Genomic DNA, 25,696 nt, shown 5'->3' with positions numbered 1-25,696 from the left:
TGAACATCCTGCTGCTGAACGAGCGCACGGTGGTGCTGGTGGACACGCACGTCAACGACGAACCCACGGCCGAGCAGATCGCCGAGTTCACCGTCGCGGCGGCCCGGCAGATGCGCCGCATGAACCTGGCGCCCAAGGCGGCGCTGCTGTCGCGTTCGAACTTCGGCTCGGGCAGCTCGGCCTCGGGCGCGAAGATGCGCCGTGCGCTGGAGCTGGTGCGCCAGGCGGATCCGGAGCTGGAGATCGACGGCGAGATGCACGGCGACTGCGCGCTGGACGGGGCGCTGCGGATGCGCATCCTGCCTTCGTCCACGCTCAAGGGCGATGCCAACCTGCTGGTGTGCCCGAACGTGGACTCGGGCAACATCGCCTACAACCTGCTCAAGACGGCGGCTGGCGGCAACGTGGCGGTGGGTCCGTTCCTGCTGGGCGCGAACGCGCCGGTGCACATCCTGACCTCCAGCTCGACCGTGCGCCGCATTGTCAACATGACCGCCATGACAGTGGTCGATGTCAATACGCCGCGTTGAAATCGCTCCCGCCGGCCCGGCGTGCCCGCGCACGCCGACCGGACTGGTCCTGACCGGGGGCGGCGCGCGCGCCGCCTACCAGGTCGGCGTGCTCAGCGCCATCATGGAGTTGCTGGATCCGGATTGGCACTCCCGTTTCCAGAATCCCTTCGACATCATCTGCGGCACCTCGGCGGGCGCCATCAACGCCGCGGCGCTGGCCTGCCGGGCCGACCGTCCGCACCTGGGCGTGCGGCGGGTGCGCCGCCTGTGGTCCTCGTTGAGCACCGACATGATCTACCGGGCCGACGCGCCCGGCCTGATCCGTACCGGCGTGCGCTGGCTGGGCCTGCTGTCGCTGGGCTGGATGTATTCCGGCCTGACGCGCAAGCGGCCCCAGTCGCTGCTGGACAACAGCCCCCTGCAAGCGCTGCTGGGTCGGGTGCTCGACTTCGGCAACCTGCAGTCCAACCTGGAGCGGGGCGCGCTCTCGGCGCTGGCCATCACGGCATCCGGCTATACCAGCGGCGAACACCTGACCTTCTATCAGGCGCACCGATCCATCGAGCCCTGGCACCGCTACCTGCGCCTGGCGATTCCCACGGACATCGGCATCGACCACCTGATGGCCTCGTCGGCAATTCCTTTCGTTTTCCCCGCGCGCCGCGTCGACGTCCATGGCAAGGGCGAGTGGTGCGGCGATGGCTCCATGCGCCAGCTCGCGCCCATCAGTCCGGCGATTCATCTGGGCGCGCATCGGGTGCTGGTGGTCGGCACCGGATTCCGCGACGAGACCCATCCGGAGAACCGCGAGGATACGCCGCCGTATCCGTCGCTGGCACAGGTGGGCGGCCATGCGCTGTCCAGTATCTTTCTGGACGGCCTGTCGGCTGACGTCGAACGGCTGGAGCGCATCAACCAGTTGATGGAGCACGCCGTTCCGGACGGCCAGGACGGCGCCATGCGCCGGATCCGGGTCTTGAGCATCACGCCCAGCCAGTCGCTCGACCTGCTGGCGCTGGAGCACCTGGATGACATGCCGGCGCAGGCCCGTGCCCTTTTTCGCGTACTCGGTGTATCGTCCGATCCAGGCCGGCCCGGGGGCGGCGCGCTGATGTCGTATCTGCTATTCGAATCCAGCTACACCAGGCGATTGATAGAACTGGGTTATGCCGATACGATGCAGCGTAATCGCGAAGTTATCGCCTTTTTCGAGGAGGCACAGGCATGACGCGCAATGCCCAATCTACCTTGCAGCGCCAGTTGCGGCGCGGCGGCGCCTTGCCCCATGACGAGGGGCTGGACAAGAAGGCCGTGGTAGATGCCGCGCATGAGCTTGGCCTGGCGCTGTTCGTGGCGAATTGCGATCCGGCGCGCAGCCGCTCGGCCGTGCTGCGCGCCATCGTCAAGGCGGTGGATTTCCCCGAATATTTCGGCGGCAACCTGGACGCGCTCTACGATTGCCTGTGCGATACCGTCCTGGATCACAAGGTCGGCGTGGTGCTGTGGCTGTACCGGCTGCATTCCGGCGATCCCGCCCTGGAAGAGGACGCAGCCCGGATCGAGGCCGTCTGCGCCGACGCGGCCGAGTTCGCCCACGAGAATGGCCGCATCTTTGCGTATGTGGTCGAGCATGCGGGCCGTCATCCCGATCCCGAACCGGGCGTCGCCGCTGCGCCTTACGGCGACAACGAATAAGACTGAAGGTAGGTCGCTCCGGGCTAGCGGGCGCCGATGTCGGCGCCGATATTGCCCTGCCCGCCGGGCAGGGCCGGTGTCACCAACCGAGCAGGGCAGCCGCGGCGGCGATCAGCGCCAGGCCAGCCGTTTCCGTGCGCAGCACCCGGGGGCCGAACCTGACTGACTGCACGCCCGCCGCCCGCGCCTGATCGAGTTCCTTGTCGGACCAGCCGCCCTCGGGACCCACCAGCAAGGTCAGCGCTGGCGTGCCGTCCTGATTTCGCAGGGCGGCCAGGGCGCCCGCCAGGTCGTCGTCGGCATCCGGATGGCACAGCAGCCGCAGGCCCTCGGCCGGCTGCTCCAGCCATTGCGCCAGCGTTTGCGGCGCGTCCACGTTCATGAGGCGATTGCGGCCGCATTGCTCACTGGCCGATTGGGCGATGCGTTGCCAGTGGGCCACCCGCTTTTCCAGCCGGGGGCCGGTCAGTTGCAGCACGCTGCGTTGGGCCGCCACCGGGACGACGCGGACCGCGCCCAGCTCCACGGCTTTTTCGATCACCCAGTCCATCTTGTCGCCCGAAGGCAGGCCCTGGACCAGGGTGATGCGGCCGGCTGGCTCCGCTTCCCTGGGGTTGAACGGCCCCAATTGGGCGTATCCCGTCTTGCCTTCCGTTTCCAGCACGGCCGGATACTCGCCGCCCTTGCCGTCGAACAGGACGATGGCTTCGCCAGCGCGCAGGCGCAGCACGCGCAATGCGTGATGGGCCAGGGCGTCGGGCAGGGCGATCCGGGCGCCGGGGGCTAGGGGGACATCGCAGAAGAAGCGAGGGTCGGACATGAATGTTGCAAAATGGCGTGACGGGAGCAGGGGCTTGCGGCGCGGATGCCGGCGCCATGCTGCGGGTCAGTGCAGGCAAGCCCTATTTGAGCGCGTAGCCTACCACTTTGGCGCCCCATTCCAGGAAGAGCGGGGCGTTTGGCGCCAGCTGCAGCGCGCTCAGGGCCAGGAAGCCCATGGTCATCTTCTTGTCCAGGCGCAGCACGTGGGAGCGTAGTTCGGCCAAGTCGGCGTGGGTGGCGAAGCGCTTGAGTTCCTCGCGGTTGGGCAGTTGGGCGATCTGCTCGCGCAGCTCGCGGTGCACCTGCTGGAATTCCGCGCGGGACCTTTCCAGTTTGGCGTTTGATTCTTCACGGTTCTTCTCGAACCTGGCGTTGGATTCTTCCTGGAATTTTTGCAGTCTCGCGGCCGTTTCTGCGCTGGCGCGCTGCAACCTGGCTTCGGCATCCGCCAGGATCTTCGCGGCCAGCTCGGCTTCGCCGCGAACCTGGGCCTCGTCAAGCGCCTGGCTGATCGCGATCGCGGGCGCTTCGCCCAGCGCGTTGCGCAAGGCGACGAAGCCCTTGGCGGGAAGCGTGATATTGAGCATGGCGATCATCGTAGCGAGATCCGGAAGGTGACAGGCGTTGCCATATTGAATGTCGGACCCGATCCCCGCAATTGCGGGAACTACGTTGTTTCTGACAGGGGTGAAAACGGCGCTCCGCCTCGCCCTTCCGGCCGATGGGCGGGGGGAAATCCCCAGGTGCTAAAATCTTTTGCTTCGCAACCTACTTAACTGGCCCCTATTTCGCGATGGGTCGGCCAGCATCAAAGAGCCTTTCGAATGAGCAATCCGACCGCCCCTAAACTTGCCTTGGCGGATGCCATCCGCGCCCTCGCGATGGATGCCGTGCAACAAGCGAATTCCGGGCATCCGGGCGCTCCGATGGGCATGGCGGAAATCGCCCAGGCCCTGTGGGCCGGCAACCTGCGCCACAATCCCAAGGATCCCGCCTGGGCCAACCGCGACCGCTTCGTGCTGTCCAATGGCCACGGCTCCATGCTGATCTACGCCCTGCTGCACCTGACGGGCTACGATCTGCCGATCGAAGAGCTGAAGAACTTCCGCCAGCTGCACTCCAAGACGCCGGGCCATCCCGAAGTGGGCATCACCCCGGGCGTGGAAACCACCACCGGCCCGCTGGGCCAGGGCCTGGGCAACGCGGTCGGCATGGCGCTGGCCGAGGCGCTGCTGGCGGCCGAGTTCAACAAGCCCGGCCACACCATCGTCGACCACCACACCTACGCCTTCACCGGCGACGGCTGCCTGATGGAAGGCATCTCGCACGAAGTCTGCTCGCTGGCCGGCACGCTGAAGCTGGGCAAGCTGGTCGTGCTGTATGACGAAAACGGCATCTCCATCGACGGTCACGTCGAGCACTGGTTCGCCGACGACACCGCCAAGCGCTTCGAAGGCTACGGCTGGAACGTGATCCGCGGCATCGACGGCCACGACGTCGCTGCGGTGGACGCCGCCATCAAGCAGGCCCGCTCGCAATCGGCCAAGCCGACGCTGATCGTCTGCCGCACCGTCATCGGCAAGGGCTCGCCCAACATGGCCGGCACCCACAATGTGCACGGCGCCCCGCTGGGCAAGGACGAAATCGCCGCCACCCGCGCCGCGCTGGGCTGGTCGGCCGAGCCGTTCCAGATCCCGCAAGCCATCTACGACGGCTGGGACGGCCGCAAGCAGGGCGCCGCCGCCCAGGCCGAATGGCAATCGGCGTTCGACGCCTATGCCGCCGAATTCCCCGCCGAGGCCGCTGAATTCAAGCGCCGCATGAAGGGCGAGCTGCCTGCCGGCTACGCCGAACAGTTCAAGGCGTTCCTGGACGCCACGCTGGAAAAGGCCGAAACCGTCGCCACCCGCAAGGCCTCGCAGTTCGCCATTACGGCCCTGGCCCCGCTGCTGCCGGAAATGCTGGGCGGCTCGGCCGACCTGACCGGCTCGAACTTCACCGACTGGAAGGGCGTCGCCGCCGTCCGCGCCGGCGAACAGGGCATCCAGTTCGGCCGCCACATCAATTACGGCGTGCGCGAATTCGGCATGGCCGCCATCATGAACGGCGTGGCGCTGCACGGCGGCTACCTGCCGTTCGGCGGCACCTTCCTGACCTTCTCCGACTACTCGCGCAATGCCATCCGCATGGCCGCGCTGATGAAGCAGCGCGTGGTGCACGTGTTCACGCACGACTCCATCGGCCTGGGCGAGGACGGTCCGACTCACCAGTCGATCGAGCACGCCGCCAGCCTGCGCCTGATCCCCAACCTGTCGCTCTGGCGTCCCTGCGACACGGCCGAGACCGCCGTGGCCTGGAACGCCGCCGTGACGCGTCCGACCAGCATCGGCATGGACGTGCATGACGGCGGCCCGACCGCGCTGCTGCTGTCGCGCCAGAACCTGCCCTTCGTGCAGCGCGATGCCGCCACCGTGGCCGCCATCGCCCGCGGCGGCTATGTGCTGCGCGACGCCGACGGCGCCCGCGCCGTCATCATCGCCACCGGCTCGGAAGTCGCCATCGCGCTGGACGCGCAGGCCCAGCTGGCCAAGGACGGCATCGCCGTGCGCGTGGTCTCCATGCCCAGCACCGACGTGTTCGACAAGCAGGACGCCGCCTGGAAGCAGTCCGTGCTGCCAAAGGGCCTGCCGCGCGTGGCCGTCGAGGCCGGCGTGACCGCCTTCTGGCACAAGTACGTGGGCCTGGAAGGCGCCGTGGTCGGCATCGACCGCTACGGCGAATCCGCCCCGGCCGGCGCGCTGTTCAAGTTCTTCGGGCTGACCGCCGACAAGGTGGCCGAGACCGTCAAGCAAGTTCTGTAAAAAAGGAGCCTAGTCATGACCATTCGCGTCGCCATCAACGGTTACGGTCGCATCGGCCGCAACATCCTGCGTGCCCACTACGAAGGTGGCAAGAAGCACGATATCGAAATCGTCGCCATCAACGACCTGGGCGATCCCAAGACCAACGCCCACCTGACCCGCTACGACACCGCCCACGGCAAGTTCCCGGGCACCGTCGAAGTCGACGGCGACTACATGGTGGTCAATGGCGACAAGATCCGCGTGCTGGCCAACCGCAATCCGGCCGAGCTGCCCTGGGGCGAGCTGAAGGTCGACGTGGTGCTGGAGTGCACGGGCTTCTTCACGACCAAGGAAAAGGCCGGCGCGCACATCAAGGGCGGCGCCAAGAAGGTCATCATCTCGGCCCCCGGCGGCAAGGACGTCGACGCCACCGTCGTCTACGGCGTCAACCACGGCGTGCTGAAGGCCACCGACACCGTCATCTCGAACGCGTCGTGCACCACCAACTGCCTGGCCCCGTTGGTCAAGCCGCTGAACGACAAGCTGGGCCTGGAAAACGGCCTGATGACCACGGTCCACGCCTACACCAACGACCAGGTCCTGACCGACGTCTACCACGAAGACCTGCGCCGCGCCCGTTCGGCCACCATGAGCATGATCCCGACCAAGACCGGCGCCGCCGCCGCGGTCGGCCTGGTGCTGCCGGAACTGAACGGCAAGCTGGACGGCTACGCCATCCGCGTCCCGACCATCAACGTGTCCATCGTCGACCTGTCCTTCGTGGCCAAGCGCGACACGACCGTCGAAGAAGTGAACAGCATCCTGAAGGCCGCCTCCGAAGGCGAGCTGAAGGGCATCCTGGACTACAACACCGAGCCCCTGGTTTCGGTGGACTACAACCACAACCCGGCCTCCAGCACCGTCGACGCGTCGCTGACCAAGGTCTCGGGTCGTCTGGTCAAGGTCTCGTCCTGGTACGACAACGAGTGGGGCTTCTCGAACCGCATGCTCGACACCACCGTCGCGCTGATGTCGGCCAAGTAAGCATCGCTGTCGGATCGAAGGGGACGAACGGGTTTTCCGCCACGGCGGAAAGCGGGTTCGTCCCCTTTGTTCGCCAACTCTAGGAAGCAAAGCATATGCCCAAGGTACAAACCCTGTCCGCGCTGGCCAAGGCCGGCGCCCTGTCCGGCAAGCGCGTGTTCATCCGCGCCGACCTGAACGTGCCGTTCGACGACGCTGGTCGCATTTCCGAAGATACCCGCATCCGCGCCTCCGTGCCCGGCATCCGCCTGGCCCTGGACGCCGGCGCGGCCGTGATGGTCACGTCCCACCTGGGCCGCCCGAAAGAGGGCGTGCTGACCGAGGCCGATTCGCTGGCCAAGGTCGGCCAGCGCCTGTCCGAGCTGCTGGGCATGCCCGTGCCGCTGGTGCAGAACTGGGTTGACGGCGTCAAGGTCGACGCCGGCCAGGTCGTGCTGCTGGAAAACTGCCGCGTCAACGTCGGCGAGAAGAAGGACGACGAGGCGCTGGCCAGGAAGATGGCCGCGTTGTGCGACGTCTACGTCAACGACGCCTTCGGCACGGCGCACCGCGCCGAGGCCACCACGCACGGCATCGCGCGCTTCGCGCCGGTGGCCTGCGCCGGTCCGCTGCTGGAAGCCGAGCTGGACGCGCTGGGCCGCGCCCTGCATGAGCCCAAGCGCCCGCTGGTCGCCATCGTCGGCGGCTCCAAGGTCTCGACCAAGCTGTCCATCCTGCAATCGCTGGCCGACAAGGTCGACCAGCTGGTGGTGGGCGGCGGCATCGCCAACACCTTCATGCTGGCCGCCGGACTGTCGATCGGCAAGTCGCTGGCCGAGCCCGACCAGGTCGATCAGGCCCGCGCCGTGATCGAGCTGATGAAGCAGCGCGGCGCCGACGTGCCGATCCCGGTGGACGTGGTCTGCGCCAAGTCCTTCGGCGCCGACGCCGAGGCCACCGTCAAGGCGGCCGAGGACGTGGCCGACGACGACATGATCCTGGACATCGGCCCGCAGACCGCGGCGCAGCTGGCCGAGATCCTGAAGCAGGCCGGCACCATCGTCTGGAACGGCCCGGTCGGCGTGTTCGAGTTCGACCAGTTCGCCCATGGCACCGAAGTGGTGGCCCGCGCCATCGCCGGCTCGGAGGGCTTCTCGATCGCCGGCGGCGGCGACACGCTGGCCGCCATCGCCAAGTACGGCATCGGCGAGCAGGTGGGCTACATCTCCACCGGCGGCGGCGCTTTCCTGGAGTTCCTGGAAGGCAAGACCCTGCCGGCCGTGGCCGTGCTGGAAGCCCGCGCCGCCTGAGTTCCTGGTTGACGCATCCGGCCGGAACGCCGGTTCCGCCTTGCGGCGGGACCGGCGTTTTTCCTTGTGCCAGCCGCCTTTCCGGCGGGATCGGGTGCCCTTATCGTTGATCTGGCGCCACCGCCGGAGGTCCGCCTTGGTGTAGGCTTGGCGGTCCCGCCGATGTTACTTTCACCGCCTCATGAACCTGCGCTTTTTTCCTGGCCTGAACCACCTGCGCGGCCTGACCCGTGACGCCGCCCGCCGCGATGTGATGGCCGGGTTGAGCGTGGCCGCCGTGGCGCTGCCCGTGGGCCTGGCCTATGCCGCCATGATGGGCGTGCCGCCGGTGGCCGGCCTGTGGGCGGCCATCGCCGGCATGCTCGGCTATGCCGTGTTCGGATCGTCGCGCACATTGATCGTGGGGCCCGACACCGCCACCTGCACCCTGATCGCCGCCACGCTGACCGGCATGGCGCTGACCGATCCGCAGGACCGGCTGGTGGCGGCCACCGGCATCGCGCTGACCGTGGGCGTGGGCTGCCTGATCGCGCGGGTGCTGCGGCTGGGCGTATTGGCCAACCTGCTGTCGCGGCCCGTGCTGATCGGCTATATGGCGGGCGTGGCGATCACGCTGGCGCTGTCGCAGCTCAGCGGCCTGACCGGCGTGGGCCTGCGCAACAGCGGCTTGATCCATCCCTTCCTGGAACTGTCGCGCCGCCTGCCGGAAATCCGCATCCCGACGCTGGCGCTGGGGCTGGGTTCCTGCCTGCTGCTGATCGCCGTCAAGCGCTGGCGGCCCAACTGGCCCGGTCCCATCCTGCTGGTGGTGGGCGCCTGCGCGGCGTCCTGGGCCTTCGATTTTCCCGGCATGGGCATTGCCGTGGTGGGCGAGGTGCCGGCCGGCCTGCCGGCGCTCAGCCTGCCGGTGCGCCTGGACGGCGTGGATGACATGCTGCTGGGCGCGGCCGGCGTGCTGGTGGTGAGTTTTTCCAGCGGCATCGTCACCGCCCGCAGCTTCGCGGCCCGCAGCGGCGAGCATATCGATCCGAACCGCGAACTGGTCGGCTTCGGCGCGGCCAACGTGGCCGCCGGACTGTTCCAGGGCTTTGTCGTGACGGGCGCCGATTCGCGCACGGCCGTGGGACTGGTGGCGGGCGGCTCGTCGCCGCTGGTCAGCATCAGCGCGGCGGCGGCGCTGGCCGTGGTCGTGGGCCTGCTCAGCGGGCCGCTTTACTGGCTGCCGCAGGCCGTTCTGTCGGCCATCCTGCTGCTGGCAGCGGCCAGCCTGTTCGACGGGCACGCCTTCATGCGGCTGGCCCGCATTTCCCGCGTCGAGCTGGCGTTCGGCGTGTTGGCCGCCGTGGGCGTGGTGGGCTTCGGCGTGCTGCAGGGCGTGGCAGTGTCGGTGGGCGCCACGCTGCTGTACGCCATGTATGTGTCGGGCAACCCGCGCGATGCGCTGCTGGGCCGCCAGCCCGGCGAGTCGGTGCTGGGCAAGCTGCACCTGAATCCGGAGGCGCAGCCCGTGCCCGGTACGGTCATCTGGCTGTTCGAATCGCCCGTGTGGTTCTTCAACGCCGACACGTTCCGGCGGCGCGCGCGCGAGATCATGGACCAGGCCGGCGACGTGCAATGGTTCGTGCTGGACGCCGAGGCCATGACCCAGGCCGACGCCGACGCGGTCGAGGCGCTGTACGAGCTCAAGCGCGAGCTGGACGCGCGCGGCATGACGCTCTTGGTGGCGGGCGGGCACGGCCAGTTCCGCACCGCGCTGGAGCGCTCGGGCCTGGTGAAGAAGATCGGCCGGGACAAGATCTTCGGCAGCCCGGAACAGGCGGTGGACGCCATCGAGCGCTGGCGCCAGCCGGCGCCGGACACGCTGGCCTAGCAGAGAGACAGATGGACGTTCGCGAGCGTCGGGTCCGTCGCTTGCGAACGCCTGGCGTGCGTGCCCGCATGCGGGCGCACTGGCCGGATCAGCGCACTAGTCGATGATGTGATAACCGCCATCGATATACAGCGTCTGACCCGTCATGCGGCGCGCGGCGTCGGTGGCCAGCCAGGCCGTGGCCTCGCCCACGTCGTCGATGGACACCAGACTGCGCGCCGGCGCCTTGGCCTGGGCCCGGTCCAGCAGCGTGTCGAACTCGGCGATGCCCGAGGCCGCGCGGGTCTTGAGCGGCCCCGGCGAAATCGCATGCACGCGGATGCCCTGCGGCCCCAGTTCGGCGGCCAGATAGCGGGTGGCCGATTCCAGCGCGGCCTTGACCGGCCCCATCATGTTGTAGTGCTCGACCACCATCTGCGAGCCGTAATAGCTCATGCAGAACAGCGTGCCGCCATTCTTCATCAGCGGCTCGGCCAGCTTGGCCATGCGGATGAAGGACCAGCAGGACACGTCCATGGCCTGCAGGAAGCCGGCGCGCGAGCAGTCGGTGACGCGGCCGTGCAGGTCCTCGCGTGGCGCGAAGGCGATGGAATGCAGCACGAAGTCCAGCGCGCCCCATTCGCGCTCCAGGCGCTCGAACACCGCTTCCAGTTCGCCTTCGTGCAGCAGGTTCAGCGGCATCAGCATGTCGGCCCGCACCTGCTCGGCCAGCGGCTGGACGTGGGGCAGGGCCTTGTCGTTCAGGTAGGTCACGGCCAGTTCGGCGCCCATGGCGTGAAAGGCCTTGGCGCAGCCCCAGGCGATGGAGTCGGCATTGGCGATGCCGGTGACCAGGCCGCGCTTGCCGGCCAGCGGTAGCGGTGTGTTCATCGTTGTTTCACCAGTGCGAGTGTGTGCTGGGCAATGATCAGCTCCTCGTTGGTGCGGACCACGTACACGCCGATGCGACTGTCGTCGCTGGAGATGCGCGGCCCATGGTGGGCGTTGCGTTCGGGATCGAGCTTGATGCCCAGCCAGCCCCAATGCTCGCTGATGGCCTGGCGGATGGCGGGGGAATTCTCGCCCACGCCGGCGGTGAAGACGATGGCGTCGATGCCGTTCATGGCGCAACCCAGGCCGGCCATGCCCTCGGCCACGCGCCAGGCGAAGTAGGACAGGGCCAGTTTCGCGCCGGGCGCGTCGCTGGCCAGCAGCTCGCGCATGTCGTTGCCGATGCCGGACAGGCCCTTCATGCCGCAGTCGTGATAGAGCAGGTGCTCGATCTCGTCATGGCTCATGCCGCGTTCCATCATCCACAGCACCACGCCGGGGTCCAGCCGGCCCGGCCGCGTGCCCATGGGCAGGCCCTCGAGCGCGGTGAAGCCCATGGTGCTGTCCACGCTCCTGCCCTGGTGGATGGCGCAGGCCGACACGCCCGAGCCCAGGTGGGCGGCGACGATCTTGCCCATCGCGACCTCGGGCAGCGCGCGCTGCAGGCGCTGGGCGATGTACTCGTAGGACAGGCCATGGAAGCCGTAGCGCCGCACGCCCTGCTGGTACAGCGAGTCGGGCAGGGCGTAGCGGTCGGCCACCTCGGAATGGCTGCGATGGAAGGCGGTGTCGAAGCAGGCGACCTGGGGAATCCAGGGGCGGCGCTCGCGGATCACGCGGATGGGCGCCAGGTTGTTGGGCTGGTGCAGCGGCGCCAGCGGGGTGTAGGCATCCAGCCGCGCCAGGATGTCGTCATCGATCAGTACCGGCTCGGACAGCTCGGGGCCGCCGTGCACCACGCGATGGCCCACGGCCAGCGGCGCGCCGCCCAGGTGGCCGCTGAGCCAGGTGCCCACGACTTCCTGGCCATTGGGCACATCGGGCGCGTGGCTGGGGGCGATGTCGCGCTCGACCAGCGTCTGGCCGGCGGCATCGCGCACCCGCAGGCGCGGGTGCGTGGTGCCGATGCCTTCGAGCTGGCCGCCCAGGCGCGGCGCCAGCTCCTCCTTGCCGTCGATGTCGTAGAGGTAGAACTTGATGCTGGAACTGCCTGCGTTGATGACGAGGATGGTGTCGGACATGGAGTGGGGAAATCCGTTGCGGTGGGCGAGGGATGAAACCGGATCCGGCCGGTCTCAGGCCAGCGGGCGGGCCTGTTGCTGGGCCAGGTGGTGCGAGTAGATCGCCGCCACCGCCGCCGAGGCCAGGCGCGAGCGCGGGCTGTCCGCGCGGCTGGTCAGGATGATGGGCACGCGCGCGCCCAGCACGATGCCGGCGGCCTCGGCATTGGCCAGGAAGGTGAGGTTCTTGGCCAGCATGTTGCCGGCCTCCAGGTCCGGCACCACCAGCACCTGGGCCACGCCCGCCACGTGCGAGCGTATGCCCTTGATGCGGGCCGCGTCCGGGCTGATGGCGTTGTCCAGCGCCAGCGGGCCGTCCAGCAGGCCGCCGGCGATCTGGCCGCGGTCGGCCATCTTGCACAGCGCGGCCGCCTCAATGGTGCTGGGAATGCTGGGCGTGACCTGTTCCACCGCCGACAGGATGGCCACGCGCGGCTCGCCCAGGCCCAGCCCGTGATGCAGGTCGATCACGTTGCGGATGATGTCGGCCTTGGTTTCCAGGTCGGGGAAGATGTTGATCGCCGCGTCGGTGATGAACAGCGGTTCCGGGTAGGTGGGCACCTCCATGATGAACACATGGCTGATGCGGCGGCTGCTGCGCAGCCCGGTGTTGCGTGCGACGACCTCGTGCATGAGTTCGTCGGTGTGCAGGCTGCCCTTCATCAGCAGGCTGGCCTCGCCGGCGCGCACCAGCGCCACGGCGGTCTCGGCGGCCGCGTGGCTGTGCGGCGCGTCGACGATGCGCGCGTCGCCCAGGTTCAGGCGGAATTGCGCGGCGGTGTCGCGGATCTTGCGTTCCGGTCCGACCAGGATGGGGTGCAGCAGGCCCAGGTCGCGCGCTTCCAGCGCGGCCGACAGCGACGGTTCGTCGCAGGGATGGGCGATGGCGCAGGGCGCGGCCGACAGCGTCTGGGCGCGGGCGATGAGCTTGTCGTAATGCGTGGAGGACGGCAGGTTCATTGCGGCTTGGTCTTGTTGTTGGCGGGTTTGCGGGGGGCGGCCGATTTGGCGGCGGTTGGGGTTGTGGTCTTCGATGCGGTTTTGGTTGCAGCCTTCGTGGAGGCCTTCGCGCTTGTTCCGGCGGCCAGGGCCGTCACGGCGCGGGTGCGCCTGGCGGCCTGCTTCGCGGCCGCTCCGGCGGGCTCGATGGCGGGATCGGCCACGGCGGCCTTGACACGCTGGCGCGCCGGCGCGGCGGTCTTGCGCGCGGCCGCGACCTTGCGTGGCGCGGCGGCATTGCGCGGCGCGGCGCCGTCGCGGCCGTGATGCTCGGCGCGGCGCGCGGCCGCCTCGAAGATGTGCTCCATTTCGTCCAGGCTTTCGCGCGCCGCCGCGCTCAGCGGCTCGGCGGCTTCCAGCACCCGCTTCATCTCGTCCAGCGCGGTGCGGATGGCGGCGGGAGTTTCGCCCTCCAGCAGGCGCGGCATGGCCTGGATGGCGGCGGGCGCGTCCAGCGTCAACATCAGCGCCTGGTCGCGGGTCAGGTCCTTGAATTCCTGCAGCGTGATGGCGTTGTTTGATTCGGCGCGCATTTTGCGGATCAGCGCGAAACTGCGTTCGTCCAGGCCACCCTCGGCGCCGGCCACGTACAGCAGCATGCGCACGGCGGCCACGAGCAGCCCACCTTCCTGCAGCTGCGAGCGCAGCTCGGCGGCGCGGGCCGCCATGAAGTCGCGGTGTTCGGGCGATACGCCGGGATGGCGGCGCGGCAGGCCGTCCTGTGCGCCCAGGCCGGCCAGGTCCTGCACCACCGGCGAACCGTAGATGCTCATGAAGCTGCGTTCGGCGGCGGAGTCGCGCAATTCCTGCCAGATGTTCAGGCTGGTCTCGATCCAGTTCGACACCATTTCCTGGGCCATCAGGAATGGATTGGCGGGCGAGACGGGCTGGCGGTGTTCGCGCACCTGCTCGGCCACTCGGGCGATGGGCGCGACCAGCGGGTTGCGGTCGGAAATCAGCTCATAGGGCAGGCGCAACGGGTGCAGGCGCTGCAGCCATTCGGCCGACTGCGGCGTCACGGTGGCGCGCAGCCAGGGCTGGACGAAGCTGCGGTACATGCCCAGGTTGATGTCCGAGATTCGGGCCACCGCGGCGAAACGGCGGTCATCGTCTTCCTTGCGGTCGACGATGGCGCGCACGTCGTCCAGGTGGCGTTCCTCGAACGACAGTACATAGTTGCCCTGGGCCAGGTCGGCGTTGGGCGTGTCCGGCGTCTTGTCGGCGATCTCGGCCTGGTAGATGCCAGGAGGCAGCACATCGATCATGTCGATGTTGGATGTGAATTCCTGGTGTTCCTTGCGCGCCACGCTGCCGGACACGAAGATGCCCAGGTGGCCGATGCTCTCGTGCACGGCGTAGACGATGGTCTGGCCATGGGCCAGCACTTCGGCGTCGTCCTGATAAAGGTCTGGGATCCAGCCCAGCGCCTGCGGCGGCGGCGTGATGTTGTCGCCCTTGGAGCAGAACACCACGATGGGCGAGCGGATGTTGCGCAGGTCGATGCGGATGCCGTCGGACGTGACCAGCCCGGCCGTGGCCAGGCGGTTGCCCACGAACAGCTTGTCCACGATGTATTGGATCTCGGTGCCGTTCAGGAACACATGGCCGCCCCACCATTTCTCGAAGCTCAGGTAGCGCTCCGCCTCGGTGTCGACCTTGGAGTACAGGTTGTACTGCTTGCTCCAGAGCGTGTTGGCCGGGTTCAGGTTCTCGAAGTTCTGCACCAGCCAGGCGCCGTCGAACTTGCCGTTGCCGATGTCGCTGGTGAGCGCGGTGAGCCAGCTGCCGCCCAGCAGGCCGCCGGAATAGCGCATGGGATTCATGCCGCGCCAGCCCGCCCAGTAGGACAGCGGCGCGCCGGCCACGATGATGGGGCCGAACAGCTCGGGACGCACGGCGGCGGTCATCATGATCTGCCAGCCGGCCTGGCAATTGGCCACCACCACGGGCTTGCCTTCCGCGTCGGGATGGCGGGCGATGATCTCTTCCAAGAAGCGCGCCTCGGCCTGGATCACGTCCTCGACCGTTTGGGTCGGCATGGGCTGGGGCAGGAAGGTGGCGAAGTAGCAGGCATGCCCTGCGCGCAGCGCCACGCCGATCTCGCTTTCCGGCTTGAAGCCGCCGATGCCGGGGCCGTGGCCGGCGCGCGGGTCGACCACCAGGAAGGGGCGCTTGATCGGGTCGGTTTCGACGCCCTGGGGCGGCGTGATGCGTAGCAGGCCGTAGTTGACCGGGCGGGGGAATTCGCGGCCGTCCAGCACCAGCTCATATTCCATGCTCAGCACGTTGGGGGCGCGCTTGGCCATGTGCTGGTGGTATTGGTTGCCGCGCTGGCGCATCACGTCGGCGTAGAGGACGCCTCGTTGCCAGGCGTCCACGGCGTATTCGTAGGCGGCCGTCCAGGGGTTGGACGGGGCGGGGTCGCGATCCTTGCCGGGTTCGGCCATGGCGATCTCCTGAGTATGCGGGTGGCTTTCCGGCATGGACGCACGCCGGACCGATTCCAGAGTGGAACCGGCTGACTTGACCTCCCCATTACACCGCAATCGATGTTGCGTCGCAACATGGATGGGTTTGATGCAGGTCAAACCTCGGTGGACTATGTGTCCCTTCTTAACGTTCCAGGCGGATCTGCGCGCCCCGAGCGTCACTCAGGGTCGTGGCAGACGGCCTCGATGCGATTGCCGCAGGGGTCGAGCAGGAAGGCGGCGTAGTAATGCGGGTGGTAGTGCGGGCGCAGGCCGGGCGCGCCGTCATCGCGGCCGCCATGCGCCAGGCCGGCGGCATGGAAGCGGTCCACGGCGCTTCTGCTGGGCGCCTTGAAGCACCAATGGCGGCGCGCGTCGCTGCCGGCCTGCGGGGATGCGAAGACCGACAGATAGGTGTGTCCGGCGTCGCCCGCGCGGCAGCGTTCGCCGTAGCCCAGGGCGTCCTCGCGGTCATAGACCTTGGACGCGCCCAGCGCGTCCATCACCGCGTCATAGAACGGGCGCGCTTCGTCCAGTCGCGGGACGGTGATGGAGATGTGATCGAGCAGCAGCATCGCGGCGCGTCGCTGGCGTCAGCGTCGGGCGGCCGCGTTGTGATCCAGCCATTTGCGCAGGCTGGGGCGTTGCCACTGCGCCTCGGCATAGGCGCGCAGTGTGTCGGGCAGCAGATCGTCCAGCCACAGGCGGCGCAGCGCGGTGGCCAGGTCGGCGTCGGCGATGCTCCAGGCGTCGAACAGCGTGGCCTGGCCAGCGCCGATCAGCGCGCTGCTGACATGGATCAGCTTGGCCGCGGCCGCGTGGCCATCGTCGGACAGGGGCTGGCCGGGCTGGTCCCAGAACACGGTTTCGGTCGGGCGCTCCTGGCGCAGGGCGCCCAGGTCGCTGCGCAGCCATGCCTGCAACTGGCGCGCGCGGGCGCGGGCCTGGGGGGCCTCGGGATACAGCGCCAGATGATCGGGCGCCGGATAGAGCTGTTCCAGGTATTCGGCGATGGCCGTGGATTCGGTCAGGTGGAAATCGCCATGGGTCAGGGCGGGCACGCGGGACGTGAGGGACCGGCTCTGGAAGGGCACCATGCGCTGCTCGCCCGCCGACAGGTCGATGGGGCGCACTTCGAAGGCCAGTTTTTTCTCGGTCAGCGCGACATAGGCCGACATGGCGTAGGGGCTGAGAAACTGGGAATCGACGAATAGCGTGAAAGGGGCGCCCAATTGAGGTCTCCGGTCAGGCGGTTGCTGGATGAGATGGAAAAGCCCTGGGCCGCGCCGCCGTGGCGGTGCGGCCCTACAGCGTAACGCAATTGAAATTTCGCGTGTCGCGCGGGCGCCTCAGTCGACGATGAACAGGCGCGCGCCGGTGGGCGTGGATGAGCGGTGGGGCTCGGCCTGGTCCGCCACCTGGTAGCTCATGCCGGGCGTCAGCACGAAGCGGCGGCCATCCTCCAGCTCGGTGTGCAGCTCGCCGTCCAGGCAGAAGAGGATATGGCCCTTGCTGCACCAGTGGTCCGCCAGGTAGCCGGGGGAATACTCCACCATGCGCACGCGCACATTGTCGAACTGGCGCGTGCGCCAGTAGGCGACGCCGGTCTCGCCGGGATGTTCGGTACGTTCGACCTCGTTCCAGTCGGTGGTGCCGAAGGGAATGTTGCTCATCTTCATGATCGATCCTGCCCCGCGGTCGCGCGGGTGGTGGTTGCAAAGTGGGGGATTCAGACGGCCAGCTTCTTCTGCCAGAACAGGGCGCGGCCGGTGTGCTCGTCCAGCGCGTAGCCTTCGTAGCCCTGCTTGCGGTACAGGCCCTGCGCCACGGCGTTGCCTTCCAGCACTTCCAGCGTGATCTTGCAGCAGCCCATCGCGCGGCCGCGTTGCTCCAGCGCGGACAGCAGCGCCTTGCCCACGCCCTGGCCCTGGAAGCGGGGCGAGACGCCCAGATCGTGCAGGTTCAGCAGCGGACGGCAGGCAAAGGTGGAAAAGCCCTCGAGATAGATGGCCACGCCGGCCGGCTCGCCATCCACGCGTGCCAGCAGCGCGCGCGCCGTGGGGCGGCGGGCCAGTTCCGGGATCAGGTCGCGGTGGACATGGGCCGGCAGGGGCGTGTTGCCGCCCATGGGGCCGCTGGCGTATTCGTCGAGCATGGCCAGCACCTGGCGGCCATGCTCCGGGTTGTTGAAATCGACGTCGATGATTTCCAGCATGATGGGGTTCCTGCGTTTACGCCTTGGCGCATGGGCTCCTGGCCGCCTGCAAGCGGCCGGTCCCGTTCTGGTTGCGCCGCCCTCGTCGGACGGCGCGCCGGGGCCAGCATGCCTGGCAAGCGGCCACGTCCGCAATTATGGCGCGGTTGCCGACCGTCTGCGCCCACGCATTGAAAAAACGGCGCGCAACCCCTATCTTCTATCCATTGGATGGCCGATTCCGGCGCGGCTGGCGGCTGCAACCCTTTCAATGGGCTGGGACATGGAGTTCAAGGACTACTACGGCATACTCGGCGTGGAGCGCGGCGCCTCGGACGACGAGATCCGTCGGTCCTACCGCAAGCTCGCCCGCAAATATCATCCCGACGTCAGCAAGGAAAGCGACGCCGAGGCCCGCATGCGCGACGTCAACGAGGCCTATGACGTGCTGCGCGACCAGGAAAAGCGCCAGGCCTATGACAACCTGGCGGCCGGCGTGTCACCGGATGGCGGCTTCCAGCCGCCGCCCGGCTGGGACGAGGGTTTCGAGTTCCACCGGGGGGCGGCGCCCGGCGACGAGGCGCAATTCAGCGAGTTCTTCTCGTCCCTGTTCGGCGGGGCGCGGCGGCATGCGCCGCAGCAGGACTTCCGCGCGCGCGGCGAAGACCACCATGCGGCGATCGAGGTGGACCTGGAGGACGCGCTGCATGGCGCCACCCGCGACATCAGCCTGCGCTCGATGCGCATGGACGATCAAGGCCGACCGCAGATGAGCACGCGCACCTTGAGCGTGCGCATTCCGGCGGGCGTGCGCGAAGGCCAGTACATCCGCCTGGGCGGGCAGGGCATGCCGGGCTACGGCGGCGGCGAGAACGGCGACCTGTATCTCGAAGTGCGCTTCAAGCCGCATGCGCGCTATCGCGCCGAGGGCCGCGACCTGTACATGTCCTTGCCCGTGGCGCCTTGGGAAGCGGCCCTGGGCGCGCAGGTCGAGGCGCCCACGCCCGGGGGCGCGGTGGAAGTGTCCATCCCCGCGGGGTCGGCCAATGGCCGCAAGCTGCGGCTGCGCGGCCGAGGCATACCTGGCGATCCGCCTGGCGACCTGTATCTGGTGTTGGAACTGGCGCTGCCGCCGGCCGACACCGAGGCCGCCAAGCAGGCCTATCGCAAGATGCAGCAGGATCTGCCCTTCAACCCGCGCCGGCACCTGGGAGCCTGAACATGAAGAAAGTCGTCATCGCCAGCGCCACCGTGGTGGGCAAGTCGCAGCCACTGGACGCGAACGAGCTGGCGCACGCCTGCGGCGCCGAAGTGGAGTGGGTGGCCCGCCTGGTGGAAGTGGGCATCGTCAGCGCCGCCGGCGACCGCCGGGAAGAATGGCGGTTTCATAGCCTGGATCTGCGGCGCGCCCGCGAGGCCCGCCGGCTGGAACGTGATTTCGACGCCGGGCTGGATGCCGTGGCGCTGATCCTGGATCTGAGCCAGGAAGTGCGCAGGCTGAAGGCGCAACTGCGTGCGCTGGGGGGCGACGCGGAGTAGGCGCCGGGCAAGAACCTGACTTGCTCGCAAGTCAGGTGGTCCACCGAGGCGACGCATGGGGTGTGTGGCGGCTTCAGTCGGATGACCAGGGGTTCAGCAACGGCGTGCCGAGCGGCGTGAAGTCGGCCACATTGCGCGTGACGACGATCATGCCATGTACCAGTGCCGTCGCCGCGATCAGCGCATCCCGTTCGGAGCGCCGGTCCGGCACATGCAGGGCGGCGCAGCGCCGCGCGATCTTGACGTCTATCGGCAATACCTGGGCGGCGAAAGTGCGCATCACGCGACCGTTCATCCAGGCGCGCAGCACGATGCCTTGTCGTGGATCCTTGCGTTCCGCGCGTTGAATCCCGATTTCGAGTTCCATGACGGTGATGGCGGACAGGAACAAGGCAGACGTGTCCACATTGGCTATCCATGCGGACACCTTGGCGTTGGCCTGGCCGGCGCCTGCCTTGCGAGGTTCGGAAACGACATTGGTGTCGAGCACGTACCTCATTGGTCGGAGGATGGCTGGAACACGAGTTCCAGACGGGGCGGATCGAATTCGATGTTTTCGATGCCGGGCATGGCCAATGCCTGGGTGATGGTTTGCCGCCGTGGCGCCTGGCCAGACAGCGTCTCTGAGTGTGACTGGGCATGCAGGTGGCCGGCCTGTTGCCCGGAGAGGCTAACCCGGCGTTGCGGCTGAAGGCGGTGCCGGCCGGTCATGCCGGTATTGACCGAAGGAGGGTTGCCCCGGAGGGGGTTCGAATAGGCGGCGTGGGTCATGGTGGCATCTCCAGGCCTCGGAAATCGAGGCATGGACGCCACCTTACCGCTGCCCGTCGACCTCGCCCATTCGTAGAAGCCGAAGTGACTGGCGCATCTCGCCGGCGCAGCTCAGCCCGCGCCCTTGATCCGCTCGCGCAGCTCGGCCTGCCACTGCGCCGGCCGGCCCAGGTAGCGGCCCGGCTCCAGCAAGGTGTAGCCGCCCTTGCGCTCCAGGGCTAGGGTCGGAAAGCCCGAGCCGCCGATCTGCGACAGCAGCCGGCGGCTTTGCGCGATGTGATCAAGCGTGGCGGTGCCGGCGGCGTCGGCCTGGGCGGCCGCATAGGCGTCGGCGTCCAGGCCGATCTCGGCCGCCAGCTCCCGCAGCACGGCGGGATCGGCGATGCGCCGCCCTTCGACGTAATGGGCGCGCTGGATGCGCTTGAGCAGGTCCAGTCCGCGACCGGCCAGGTTCTCGGCGGCCAGGATGGCGGTGGTGGGCGGTTCGGAGTCGAACACGGCGCCGCCGTCGCGCAGCAGGCCATCGAAATAATCGGCGCCGAACGGCTGGCCGGTCAGGCCCGCGATGCGCTCGTCATGCGGCATGACGTAGCGCCGCAACGCGTCGGTGACTGGCTGGCGGTTGCTGCCGGCCATCATGCCGCCGCCGTGGAGGGCGATGGCCAGGCCGGGCACGGCGCGGGCGGCTTCCACCAGCGGCGCGGCGCCGTAGCACCAGCCACACAGCGGGTCGTAGATGTAGTGGAGGATGGGAGAGGATGCGTTCATGGCGTCATGTTAGGCGCCGGACGCGGCGGCAGATAGCCCGGCGCGGTAGCCAGACTGTTGCGCCGGCCGCGCGGATGTTCCGCGCGGCCGCGATGCCTTATCCCGCGATGCGCACGCCGACCCAGAACAGGCCGGCGGCCAGCAGCATCGAGGCGGGCAGGGTCAGCACCCAGGCCAGCAGGATGTTGCGCACGGTGCCACCCTGCAGGCCGCTCTTGTTCGCGATCATGGTGCCGGCGATGCCCGAGGACAGCACGTGCGTGGTCGACACCGGCAGGCTGAAGACGTTGGCCAGGCCGATGGCGCCCATGGCGGTCACCTGCGCCGACATGCCCTGCGCGTAGGTCATGCCCTGCTTGCCGATCTTCTCGCCCACGGTCAGCACCACGCGGCGCCAGCCGACCATGGTGCCTGCGCCCAGCGCCAGCGCCACCGCGACGATCACCCAGAAGGGCGCGTATTCGGTGGTGGCGGTCAGGTCGGTGCGCAGGCGTTGCAGGTCGGCGCGTTCGCGGGCCGGCAGTTCCTTCAGGCGCGCGACCTTTTTGGCCGTGTCGTCCAGGCACAGCAGGTAGCGGCGCACGTCGATGCGCTTGGCGGCCGGCAGGTCGCCGTAGTGGCTCACGCCCTGCAGGTCGGCCTGCAGCGCGGCGATGGTGGGCAGCGTCAGTTCGGGATCGCAGCGGAAGCTGGGCGGCAGGTCCGATGCGCCGCCGCCGCGCTTGAGCGCCAGGTAGTCGCCCAGCGTGGCCTCGTTGCGGTGGTAGAACGCGCTAAGGTGCGTGGCGGCGTCGCGGGTGCGCTCGATCTGGTAGGTGGTGCTGTTGGTGTCCAGCACGAAATTGGCGGGCACGATGCCGATCAGCACCAGCATGATCAGGCCGATGCCTTTCTGGCCATCGTTCGAGCCGTGCACGAAGCTCACGCCCATCGCCGACAGCACCAGCACCAGGCGGTTCCAGAACGGCGGGTGCTTCTTGTTGTCCAGTTCGCGCCGTTGCTCGGGCGTCTTGTGCATCTTCGACAGCGGTAGCCAGCGCTTGAGCGCCAGCAGCAGGCCGCCCGCGATCAGGAAGCCCGCCACCGGCGAGACCACCAGCGACAGGCCGATATCGATGGCCTTGCCCCAGTTGACGCCGTCGCCCAGCGGCAGGTCGGTGATCAGCGCATTGGCCAGGCCCACGCCCAGGATGGAGCCGATCAGCGTGTGCGAGCTGGAGGCGGGGATGCCGAAGTACCAGGTGCCCAGGTTCCAGGCGATGGCGGCGGCCAGCATGGCGAACACCATGGCCAGGCCGCGTCCGGTATCCACGTTGATCAGCAGCTCGACCGGCAGCAGGTGGACGATGGCGTAGGCCACGCCCACGCCGCCCAGCAGCACGCCGAGAAAATTGAATATCCCCGACAGCACCACCGCCAGGTGCGGCGGCATGGCCTTGGTGTAGATCACCGTGGCGACGGCATTGGCCGTGTCATGGAAGCCGTTGATGAATTCGAAGGCCAGGACGAAGGTCAGGGCCAGCACGAGGCTGAGGCCGACCCAGAGGTCTAGGCCATGGAAGAGGTCGAACATGGAGGCGGGGGCAGGTTCCGGCGAAGGTGCCGATTATTGCAGATTTGTGACCTGTCCCCGATGAGTCCGGACAAGCTCCCGGCATGGCGCCGGCCCGGGGCGGAAGAATGCGATAGCATCCGGGTTTCGGCGCCGCCCGTGGATACGCGCGGCTAGCCGCCGCCAGTTCCTCCATTACTCGCCATCCCGCCATGAACGCCTCCGCCCGCTTAGTCCGCAGCCACCCCGACGAATTGCTCATCGGCCTGGTATCCGTGTCCGATCGCGCCTCCGCGGGCGCCTACCAGGACCAGGGCCTGCCCGCGCTGCGGGAATGGCTGGGAACGGCGCTGGCCTCGCCCTGGCAGGCGGTGGACCGGCTGATTCCGGATGAGCGCGAGGGGATCACCCGGACGCTGATCGAACTGGTCGACGATTGCGGCTGCGACCTGGTGCTGACCACGGGCGGCACCGGCCCGGCCCGCCGCGACGTGACGCCCGAGGCCACCCTGGACGCCGGCACTCGCGAAATGCCTGGGTTTGGCGAGCAGATGCGCCAGATCAGCCTGCGTTTCGTGCCCACCGCAATCCTGTCGCGCCAGGTCGCGGTGATCAGGGAGACGACCGAGCATGCGGCGTTGATCGTCAACCTGCCGGGCCAGCCCAAGTCCATACGCGAAACCCTGGAGGGGCTGAAGGGCGATGACGGCGCCACCCTGGTGCCGGGCGTGTTCGCCGCCATCCCGTATTGCATCGATCTGATCGGCGGTCCCTACGCCGAGACCCGGCCCGAGGTGATCGCCGCCTTCCGCCCGAAATCGGCGCGCCGCGCGCAGCAGGCCTGAGCGGCCGCTGCGGTATAGTTTTTGACTTGCCGATCAACCCCGTTTTGAGATGCCCGCCGACATGAAGGTCCGCCTCGCCCTGTCCCTTACCGTTCTCGCCGCGCTGTCGGCCTGCGCCAACGTCAAGGACGTGCGCAGCCGCGATCCTGTCTTCTATGGCTCCACCCAACGCAGCGCCGAGGATTACACCGCCTGCGTGGCCAGCGCCTGGAAGGCGCAGGGCATCAAGTTCGAGCAGAAGGCCGTGCGCAACGGTTTCGAGCTGGTCCAAAGCGACAGCCTGGGCGTGGAGGCGGTGCTGACCACTACGCACTGGAAGGGCAAGACCGAGACCCGCCTGTCCACCCGCATCAATCGCCGCGATCAGAGCATGATCGAGCCGGCCAACCTGTGCCTGTGATCATGACGGGCACGCGCCGCGACGTGCTGGGGCTGGGCGAGGGCCCGGCGGCGCCGGAGGTCACGTTCCTGGAGCGGCGCGCGCTGGTCGTGCGCGAGGAAGGGCGTCAGTGGATCGCCGTGGTGGGCATTCCCCTGTCGGTCAAGGCGGGCGAGCAGCGTGTGTCCATCCGCGATGCCAAGGGCGCGCGCGAACTTGCCTTCACGGTGCGGCCCAAGGAATACGCCGCGCAGCGCATCACGCTGAAGAACCCGCGCCAGGTCAATCCCAGCGACGAGGACATGAAGCGCATCGAGCGTGAAATGGCCGAGCAAAGCGCGGTCAACCGAAGCTATCGCGCCGGCGTGACGCCCAGCAACCTCATCCTGGACCGTCCGGTGCCGGGCGGCCGCCTGTCGAGCCCCTTCGGCCTGCGGCGCATCTTCAACGGCGAAGAGCGCAATCCGCATTCCGGGCTGGATTTCGCCGTGCCTGCCGGCACGCCGATCAAGGCGCCGGCCGCTGGCGTGGTGACGCTGGTGGGGGATTATTTCTTCAACGGCAAGACCGTGTTCCTGGACCACGGCCAGGGCATGGTCAGCATGTTCTGCCACATGTCGGCGATCGACGTGAAGGTGGGGGACGAGGTGCCGCGCGGCGGGGTGGTGGGCAAGGTGGGCGCCACGGGCCGCGCCACGGGGCCGCACCTGCACTGGAACGTCAGCCTGAACGATGCGCGGGTCGATCCCGCGATCTTCATCGGCGCCTTCAAGCCCTGATTGTCGCCGCGCAGGCGCGCGGCGGCCGGGCGCTCAACCGGCCAGCGCGGATTCGGTCGGGTCTGGCTGGGCCGAGGGGTGCTGCAGCGCGATCCGGTGCAGCGCGTACTGGTGCATGCGTTCGGCGTAGAGCATCTGTTCGTGGAGCTGCAGCAGTTCGGCTTCCTGTTCGTCCAGGCAGTTGTCGAACTTGATCTTGGCGTCGGCGTAGGTCAGCCCGGTGTTGCGCAGGCTGTTGATGAAAGCCTCGCGCGACTGGCTGAGCAGGCGCAAGCCATTTTCGCCCTTGGCGAATTTCCTGCGCGCGCGGTCAAGCTGATCGGCGGCGGCTTGCAACTCTTGGTTCAGGTCCATCTTGCTTCATGCGTGTGCCGCCGGCAGGGCGCGGGCGGGAATGCGGCATTTTTCCATGAACCGCCGCATCCTGCATTACGGCACGGCGCCGGCCGGGGTTAAGCGGCCGCGCCATCCGTCATTGCGCGCCTTAGCGGCGATGCGCGGGCGGGCGGCTGGTGGGGGCGGGACCGCGCTCGTCCTTGTGACGGAAATTGATGCGGCCCTTGGTCAGGTCGTAGGGGGACATTTCCAGCGTGACGCGATCGCCGGCCAGGATGCGGATGCGGTGCTTGCGGATACGGCCCGACGCGTAGGCGCCGACTTCGATGCCGTTGTCCAGCTTCACGCGGTAGCGGCTGTCGGGCAGTACTTCGTCAACGATGCCGTCCAGTTCGATGAGTTCTTCTTTTGCCATGGTCTACTCCTTGATCATTGCGCGGCGCCATGCGGGCGGCATGGCATGCCGCGTGAGCGGCGACGCGTGCCGGAGGCGGTAAGCCGGGTCCGGCGGTTGGAACGCAAAACGTCCGGGCAGGCGCGGGTAAGGGCCACGGCATCCCGAGTGGATGTCTGAAATGACGGATACCTGCGCCGCGAGGCGCTGGGGTGCGCGCGATGCGCGGCTTGGTCGCAGCCGGGCGCTGTGCGCGAGGCTGGAAGAAGCGTGGGAACGGTTGCCCAAGCCTTGAGGCAAGAGACGCTCGCTCAGGAAAACCAGCCAGGACGCTCGTGGTGCGATGCGGCGTCGAAGTCAGGTTTTTGCGGAAAATCACCGGCTTATGTTAACGCAACGCGCCTTCTTTAGCCAGTTTTTATCCGGCTGATAGCCGCGATAGTAGTAATTGAACGACGCGTTTGGGCGAGGCGCCCGCGTCCGCCAACGGATGCGGCGCGGGGGGCC

At 68.2% G+C, this 25,696-nt stretch carries 28 protein-coding genes; 12 read left to right on the top strand and 16 right to left on the bottom strand.

The features are described 5' to 3' along the window. The 3 genes from AC6LJ5_RS24575 to AC6LJ5_RS24565 all read left to right on the top strand — a co-directional run. A partial coding sequence (locus AC6LJ5_RS24575; RefSeq protein ID WP_498141859.1) for a phosphate acyltransferase occupies window positions 1-530 on the top strand: 530 nt, incomplete at its 5' end. Next, window positions 511-1,740 (top strand): patatin-like phospholipase family protein, encoded by a 1,230-nt coding sequence (locus AC6LJ5_RS24570; protein ID WP_498141858.1) that lies wholly within the window; start codon window positions 511-513, stop codon window positions 1,738-1,740. The genes AC6LJ5_RS24575 and AC6LJ5_RS24570, both read left to right, overlap by 20 nt. After that, a complete protein-coding gene (locus AC6LJ5_RS24565; protein WP_103275848.1) occupies window positions 1,737-2,207 on the top strand; it encodes a barstar family protein in 471 nt (156 codons plus the stop codon). Before AC6LJ5_RS24570 ends, AC6LJ5_RS24565 begins: the two co-directional genes overlap by 4 nt. A 79-nt stretch (window positions 2,208-2,286) precedes the next feature. On the opposite strand, the gene AC6LJ5_RS24560 is transcribed toward AC6LJ5_RS24565, so the two are convergent. Together AC6LJ5_RS24560 and AC6LJ5_RS24555 are read right to left on the bottom strand one after the other, a co-directional pair. Next, a complete protein-coding gene (locus AC6LJ5_RS24560; RefSeq protein WP_392412836.1) occupies window positions 2,287-3,027 on the bottom strand; it encodes a 16S rRNA (uracil(1498)-N(3))-methyltransferase in 741 nt (246 codons plus the stop codon). A gap of 82 nt (window positions 3,028-3,109) precedes the next feature. After that, window positions 3,110-3,625 (bottom strand): hypothetical protein, encoded by a 516-nt coding sequence (locus AC6LJ5_RS24555; RefSeq protein ID WP_498141857.1) that lies wholly within the window; start codon window positions 3,623-3,625, stop codon window positions 3,110-3,112. 228 nt (window positions 3,626-3,853) lie between these two features. On the opposite strand from AC6LJ5_RS24555, the gene tkt reads away from it, so the two are divergent. From tkt to AC6LJ5_RS24535, 4 genes are all read left to right on the top strand, one after another. Continuing rightward, window positions 3,854-5,890 carry a transketolase gene (tkt, locus tag AC6LJ5_RS24550; RefSeq protein ID WP_498141856.1) on the top strand — a complete coding sequence of 679 codons (2,037 nt, stop codon included), beginning with the start codon at window positions 3,854-3,856 and terminating at the stop codon, window positions 5,888-5,890. A gap of 15 nt (window positions 5,891-5,905) precedes the next feature. Beyond that, window positions 5,906-6,916: a type I glyceraldehyde-3-phosphate dehydrogenase gene (gene gap, locus AC6LJ5_RS24545; RefSeq protein ID WP_103275844.1), complete on the top strand. Its 1,011-nt coding sequence runs from the start codon at window positions 5,906-5,908 to the stop codon at window positions 6,914-6,916. 95 nt (window positions 6,917-7,011) lie between these two features. Then, complete coding sequence (locus tag AC6LJ5_RS24540; protein WP_103275843.1) at window positions 7,012-8,205, top strand: phosphoglycerate kinase; 1,194 nt, start codon at window positions 7,012-7,014, stop codon at window positions 8,203-8,205. Between the two features lie 181 nt (window positions 8,206-8,386). After that, entirely contained in the window at window positions 8,387-10,075 is a 1,689-nt protein-coding gene (locus AC6LJ5_RS24535; protein ID WP_392412843.1) for a SulP family inorganic anion transporter, read from the top strand. Between the two features lie 96 nt (window positions 10,076-10,171). Here AC6LJ5_RS24535 and fabI read toward each other — a convergent pair whose 3' ends face one another. The 8 genes from fabI to AC6LJ5_RS24495 all read right to left on the bottom strand — a co-directional run bounded on the left by fabI (window position 10,172) and on the right by AC6LJ5_RS24495 (window position 17,847). Then, entirely contained in the window at window positions 10,172-10,945 is a 774-nt protein-coding gene (gene fabI, locus AC6LJ5_RS24530) for an enoyl-ACP reductase FabI (RefSeq protein ID WP_103275842.1), read from the bottom strand. Further along, window positions 10,942-12,126, bottom strand: coding sequence for an acetate/propionate family kinase (locus AC6LJ5_RS24525; RefSeq protein WP_392412846.1), 1,185 nt, complete (start codon window positions 12,124-12,126; stop codon window positions 10,942-10,944). Before AC6LJ5_RS24525 ends, fabI begins: the two co-directional genes overlap by 4 nt. Before the next feature lie 54 nt (window positions 12,127-12,180). Next, complete coding sequence (locus AC6LJ5_RS24520) at window positions 12,181-13,125, bottom strand: phosphate acetyltransferase (protein ID WP_103275840.1); 945 nt, start codon at window positions 13,123-13,125, stop codon at window positions 12,181-12,183. Further along, on the bottom strand, window positions 13,122-15,611 hold the full coding sequence (locus AC6LJ5_RS24515; protein WP_498141855.1) for a DUF3141 domain-containing protein: 2,490 nt from the start codon (window positions 15,609-15,611) through the stop codon (window positions 13,122-13,124). The genes AC6LJ5_RS24520 and AC6LJ5_RS24515 overlap by 4 nt, the downstream gene beginning before the upstream one ends. 200 nt (window positions 15,612-15,811) lie before the next feature. Continuing rightward, window positions 15,812-16,207, bottom strand: a complete 396-nt coding sequence (locus AC6LJ5_RS24510) for a VOC family protein (protein ID WP_103275839.1) — start codon at window positions 16,205-16,207, stop codon at window positions 15,812-15,814. A gap of 18 nt (window positions 16,208-16,225) precedes the next feature. Then, a complete protein-coding gene (gene yfcF, locus AC6LJ5_RS24505; protein ID WP_103275838.1) occupies window positions 16,226-16,864 on the bottom strand; it encodes a glutathione transferase in 639 nt (212 codons plus the stop codon). A gap of 117 nt (window positions 16,865-16,981) precedes the next feature. Continuing rightward, window positions 16,982-17,311 carry a DHCW motif cupin fold protein gene (locus AC6LJ5_RS24500; protein WP_103275837.1) on the bottom strand — a complete coding sequence of 110 codons (330 nt, stop codon included), beginning with the start codon at window positions 17,309-17,311 and terminating at the stop codon, window positions 16,982-16,984. 50 nt (window positions 17,312-17,361) lie between these two features. After that, window positions 17,362-17,847 (bottom strand): GNAT family N-acetyltransferase, encoded by a 486-nt coding sequence (locus tag AC6LJ5_RS24495; RefSeq protein ID WP_498141854.1) that lies wholly within the window; start codon window positions 17,845-17,847, stop codon window positions 17,362-17,364. Between the two features lie 262 nt (window positions 17,848-18,109). Here AC6LJ5_RS24495 and AC6LJ5_RS24490 point away from each other — a divergent pair, with 262 nt between their 5' ends. Next, a complete protein-coding gene (locus AC6LJ5_RS24490) occupies window positions 18,110-19,045 on the top strand; it encodes a DnaJ C-terminal domain-containing protein (RefSeq protein WP_392412865.1) in 936 nt (311 codons plus the stop codon). Window positions 19,046-19,047: 2 nt separating this feature from the next. Further along, a complete protein-coding gene (locus AC6LJ5_RS24485) occupies window positions 19,048-19,365 on the top strand; it encodes a chaperone modulator CbpM (protein ID WP_392412854.1) in 318 nt (105 codons plus the stop codon). A 73-nt stretch (window positions 19,366-19,438) separates the two neighbouring features. Here the strand turns inward: AC6LJ5_RS24485 and AC6LJ5_RS24480 are convergent, their stop codons facing one another. The 4 genes from AC6LJ5_RS24480 to AC6LJ5_RS24465 all read right to left on the bottom strand — a co-directional run bounded on the left by AC6LJ5_RS24480 (window position 19,439) and on the right by AC6LJ5_RS24465 (window position 22,477). Continuing rightward, the gene (locus tag AC6LJ5_RS24480) at window positions 19,439-19,864 is read right to left on the bottom strand and encodes a type II toxin-antitoxin system VapC family toxin (protein WP_498141853.1); all 426 of its coding nucleotides are present in this window, start codon (window positions 19,862-19,864) and stop codon (window positions 19,439-19,441) included. Further along, entirely contained in the window at window positions 19,861-20,136 is a 276-nt protein-coding gene (locus tag AC6LJ5_RS24475; RefSeq protein ID WP_392412857.1) for a hypothetical protein, read from the bottom strand. The genes AC6LJ5_RS24480 and AC6LJ5_RS24475 overlap by 4 nt, the downstream gene beginning before the upstream one ends. A 111-nt stretch (window positions 20,137-20,247) precedes the next feature. Then, window positions 20,248-20,904 (bottom strand): DsbA family protein, encoded by a 657-nt coding sequence (locus AC6LJ5_RS24470; RefSeq protein WP_498141852.1) that lies wholly within the window; start codon window positions 20,902-20,904, stop codon window positions 20,248-20,250. 97 nt (window positions 20,905-21,001) lie between these two features. Beyond that, window positions 21,002-22,477, bottom strand: a complete 1,476-nt coding sequence (locus AC6LJ5_RS24465) for an inorganic phosphate transporter (protein ID WP_103275831.1) — start codon at window positions 22,475-22,477, stop codon at window positions 21,002-21,004. Between the two features lie 191 nt (window positions 22,478-22,668). Between AC6LJ5_RS24465 and mog the strand changes: the two genes are divergently transcribed. From mog to AC6LJ5_RS24450, 3 genes are all read left to right on the top strand, one after another. After that, on the top strand, window positions 22,669-23,301 hold the full coding sequence (mog, locus tag AC6LJ5_RS24460) for a molybdopterin adenylyltransferase (protein ID WP_103275830.1): 633 nt from the start codon (window positions 22,669-22,671) through the stop codon (window positions 23,299-23,301). 61 nt (window positions 23,302-23,362) lie between these two features. After that, window positions 23,363-23,701, top strand: a complete 339-nt coding sequence (locus AC6LJ5_RS24455) for a hypothetical protein (RefSeq protein ID WP_103276624.1) — start codon at window positions 23,363-23,365, stop codon at window positions 23,699-23,701. 2 nt (window positions 23,702-23,703) lie between these two features. Beyond that, window positions 23,704-24,459 carry a peptidoglycan DD-metalloendopeptidase family protein gene (locus AC6LJ5_RS24450; protein ID WP_498141851.1) on the top strand — a complete coding sequence of 252 codons (756 nt, stop codon included), beginning with the start codon at window positions 23,704-23,706 and terminating at the stop codon, window positions 24,457-24,459. A gap of 33 nt (window positions 24,460-24,492) precedes the next feature. Here AC6LJ5_RS24450 and AC6LJ5_RS24445 read toward each other — a convergent pair whose 3' ends face one another. Together AC6LJ5_RS24445 and infA are read right to left on the bottom strand one after the other, a co-directional pair. After that, window positions 24,493-24,813 (bottom strand): hypothetical protein, encoded by a 321-nt coding sequence (locus tag AC6LJ5_RS24445; protein ID WP_498141850.1) that lies wholly within the window; start codon window positions 24,811-24,813, stop codon window positions 24,493-24,495. A 130-nt stretch (window positions 24,814-24,943) separates the two neighbouring features. Further along, complete coding sequence (gene infA, locus AC6LJ5_RS24440) at window positions 24,944-25,210, bottom strand: translation initiation factor IF-1 (protein ID WP_103275827.1); 267 nt, start codon at window positions 25,208-25,210, stop codon at window positions 24,944-24,946. Window positions 25,211-25,696: the final 486 nt, after the last annotated feature.

Source organism: Achromobacter sp. 1011791174 (assembly GCF_059760925.1).
Note: the sequence above shows the minus strand (reverse complement) of the source record. Positions and strands in the feature narration are given on the sequence as shown.

Bases quoted from the DNA above. Each gene is read 5' to 3' on its own strand.
- AC6LJ5_RS24570 (WP_498141858.1), top strand. From the start codon at position 511: ATGTCAATACGCCGCGTTGAAATCGCTCCCGCCGGCCCGGCGTGCCCG.
- AC6LJ5_RS24565 (WP_103275848.1), top strand. From the start codon at position 1,737: ATGACGCGCAATGCCCAATCTACCTTGCAGCGCCAGTTGCGGCGCGGC.
- AC6LJ5_RS24560 (WP_392412836.1), bottom strand. From the start codon at position 3,027: ATGTCCGACCCTCGCTTCTTCTGCGATGTCCCCCTAGCCCCCGGCGCC.
- AC6LJ5_RS24555 (WP_498141857.1), bottom strand. From the start codon at position 3,625: ATGATCGCCATGCTCAATATCACGCTTCCCGCCAAGGGCTTCGTCGCC.
- tkt (WP_498141856.1), top strand. From the start codon at position 3,854: ATGAGCAATCCGACCGCCCCTAAACTTGCCTTGGCGGATGCCATCCGC.
- gap (WP_103275844.1), top strand. From the start codon at position 5,906: ATGACCATTCGCGTCGCCATCAACGGTTACGGTCGCATCGGCCGCAAC.
- AC6LJ5_RS24540 (WP_103275843.1), top strand. From the start codon at position 7,012: ATGCCCAAGGTACAAACCCTGTCCGCGCTGGCCAAGGCCGGCGCCCTG.
- AC6LJ5_RS24535 (WP_392412843.1), top strand. From the start codon at position 8,387: ATGAACCTGCGCTTTTTTCCTGGCCTGAACCACCTGCGCGGCCTGACC.
- fabI (WP_103275842.1), bottom strand. From the start codon at position 10,945: ATGAACACACCGCTACCGCTGGCCGGCAAGCGCGGCCTGGTCACCGGC.
- AC6LJ5_RS24525 (WP_392412846.1), bottom strand. From the start codon at position 12,126: ATGTCCGACACCATCCTCGTCATCAACGCAGGCAGTTCCAGCATCAAG.
- AC6LJ5_RS24520 (WP_103275840.1), bottom strand. From the start codon at position 13,125: ATGAACCTGCCGTCCTCCACGCATTACGACAAGCTCATCGCCCGCGCC.
- AC6LJ5_RS24515 (WP_498141855.1), bottom strand. From the start codon at position 15,611: ATGGCCGAACCCGGCAAGGATCGCGACCCCGCCCCGTCCAACCCCTGG.
- AC6LJ5_RS24510 (WP_103275839.1), bottom strand. From the start codon at position 16,207: ATGCTGCTGCTCGATCACATCTCCATCACCGTCCCGCGACTGGACGAA.
- AC6LJ5_RS24500 (WP_103275837.1), bottom strand. From the start codon at position 17,311: ATGAAGATGAGCAACATTCCCTTCGGCACCACCGACTGGAACGAGGTC.
- AC6LJ5_RS24495 (WP_498141854.1), bottom strand. From the start codon at position 17,847: ATGCTGGAAATCATCGACGTCGATTTCAACAACCCGGAGCATGGCCGC.
- AC6LJ5_RS24490 (WP_392412865.1), top strand. From the start codon at position 18,110: ATGGAGTTCAAGGACTACTACGGCATACTCGGCGTGGAGCGCGGCGCC.
- AC6LJ5_RS24485 (WP_392412854.1), top strand. From the start codon at position 19,048: ATGAAGAAAGTCGTCATCGCCAGCGCCACCGTGGTGGGCAAGTCGCAG.
- AC6LJ5_RS24480 (WP_498141853.1), bottom strand. From the start codon at position 19,864: ATGAGGTACGTGCTCGACACCAATGTCGTTTCCGAACCTCGCAAGGCA.
- AC6LJ5_RS24475 (WP_392412857.1), bottom strand. From the start codon at position 20,136: ATGACCCACGCCGCCTATTCGAACCCCCTCCGGGGCAACCCTCCTTCG.
- AC6LJ5_RS24470 (WP_498141852.1), bottom strand. From the start codon at position 20,904: ATGAACGCATCCTCTCCCATCCTCCACTACATCTACGACCCGCTGTGT.
- AC6LJ5_RS24465 (WP_103275831.1), bottom strand. From the start codon at position 22,477: ATGTTCGACCTCTTCCATGGCCTAGACCTCTGGGTCGGCCTCAGCCTC.
- mog (WP_103275830.1), top strand. From the start codon at position 22,669: ATGAACGCCTCCGCCCGCTTAGTCCGCAGCCACCCCGACGAATTGCTC.
- AC6LJ5_RS24455 (WP_103276624.1), top strand. From the start codon at position 23,363: ATGAAGGTCCGCCTCGCCCTGTCCCTTACCGTTCTCGCCGCGCTGTCG.
- AC6LJ5_RS24450 (WP_498141851.1), top strand. From the start codon at position 23,704: ATGACGGGCACGCGCCGCGACGTGCTGGGGCTGGGCGAGGGCCCGGCG.
- AC6LJ5_RS24445 (WP_498141850.1), bottom strand. From the start codon at position 24,813: ATGGACCTGAACCAAGAGTTGCAAGCCGCCGCCGATCAGCTTGACCGC.
- infA (WP_103275827.1), bottom strand. From the start codon at position 25,210: ATGGCAAAAGAAGAACTCATCGAACTGGACGGCATCGTTGACGAAGTA.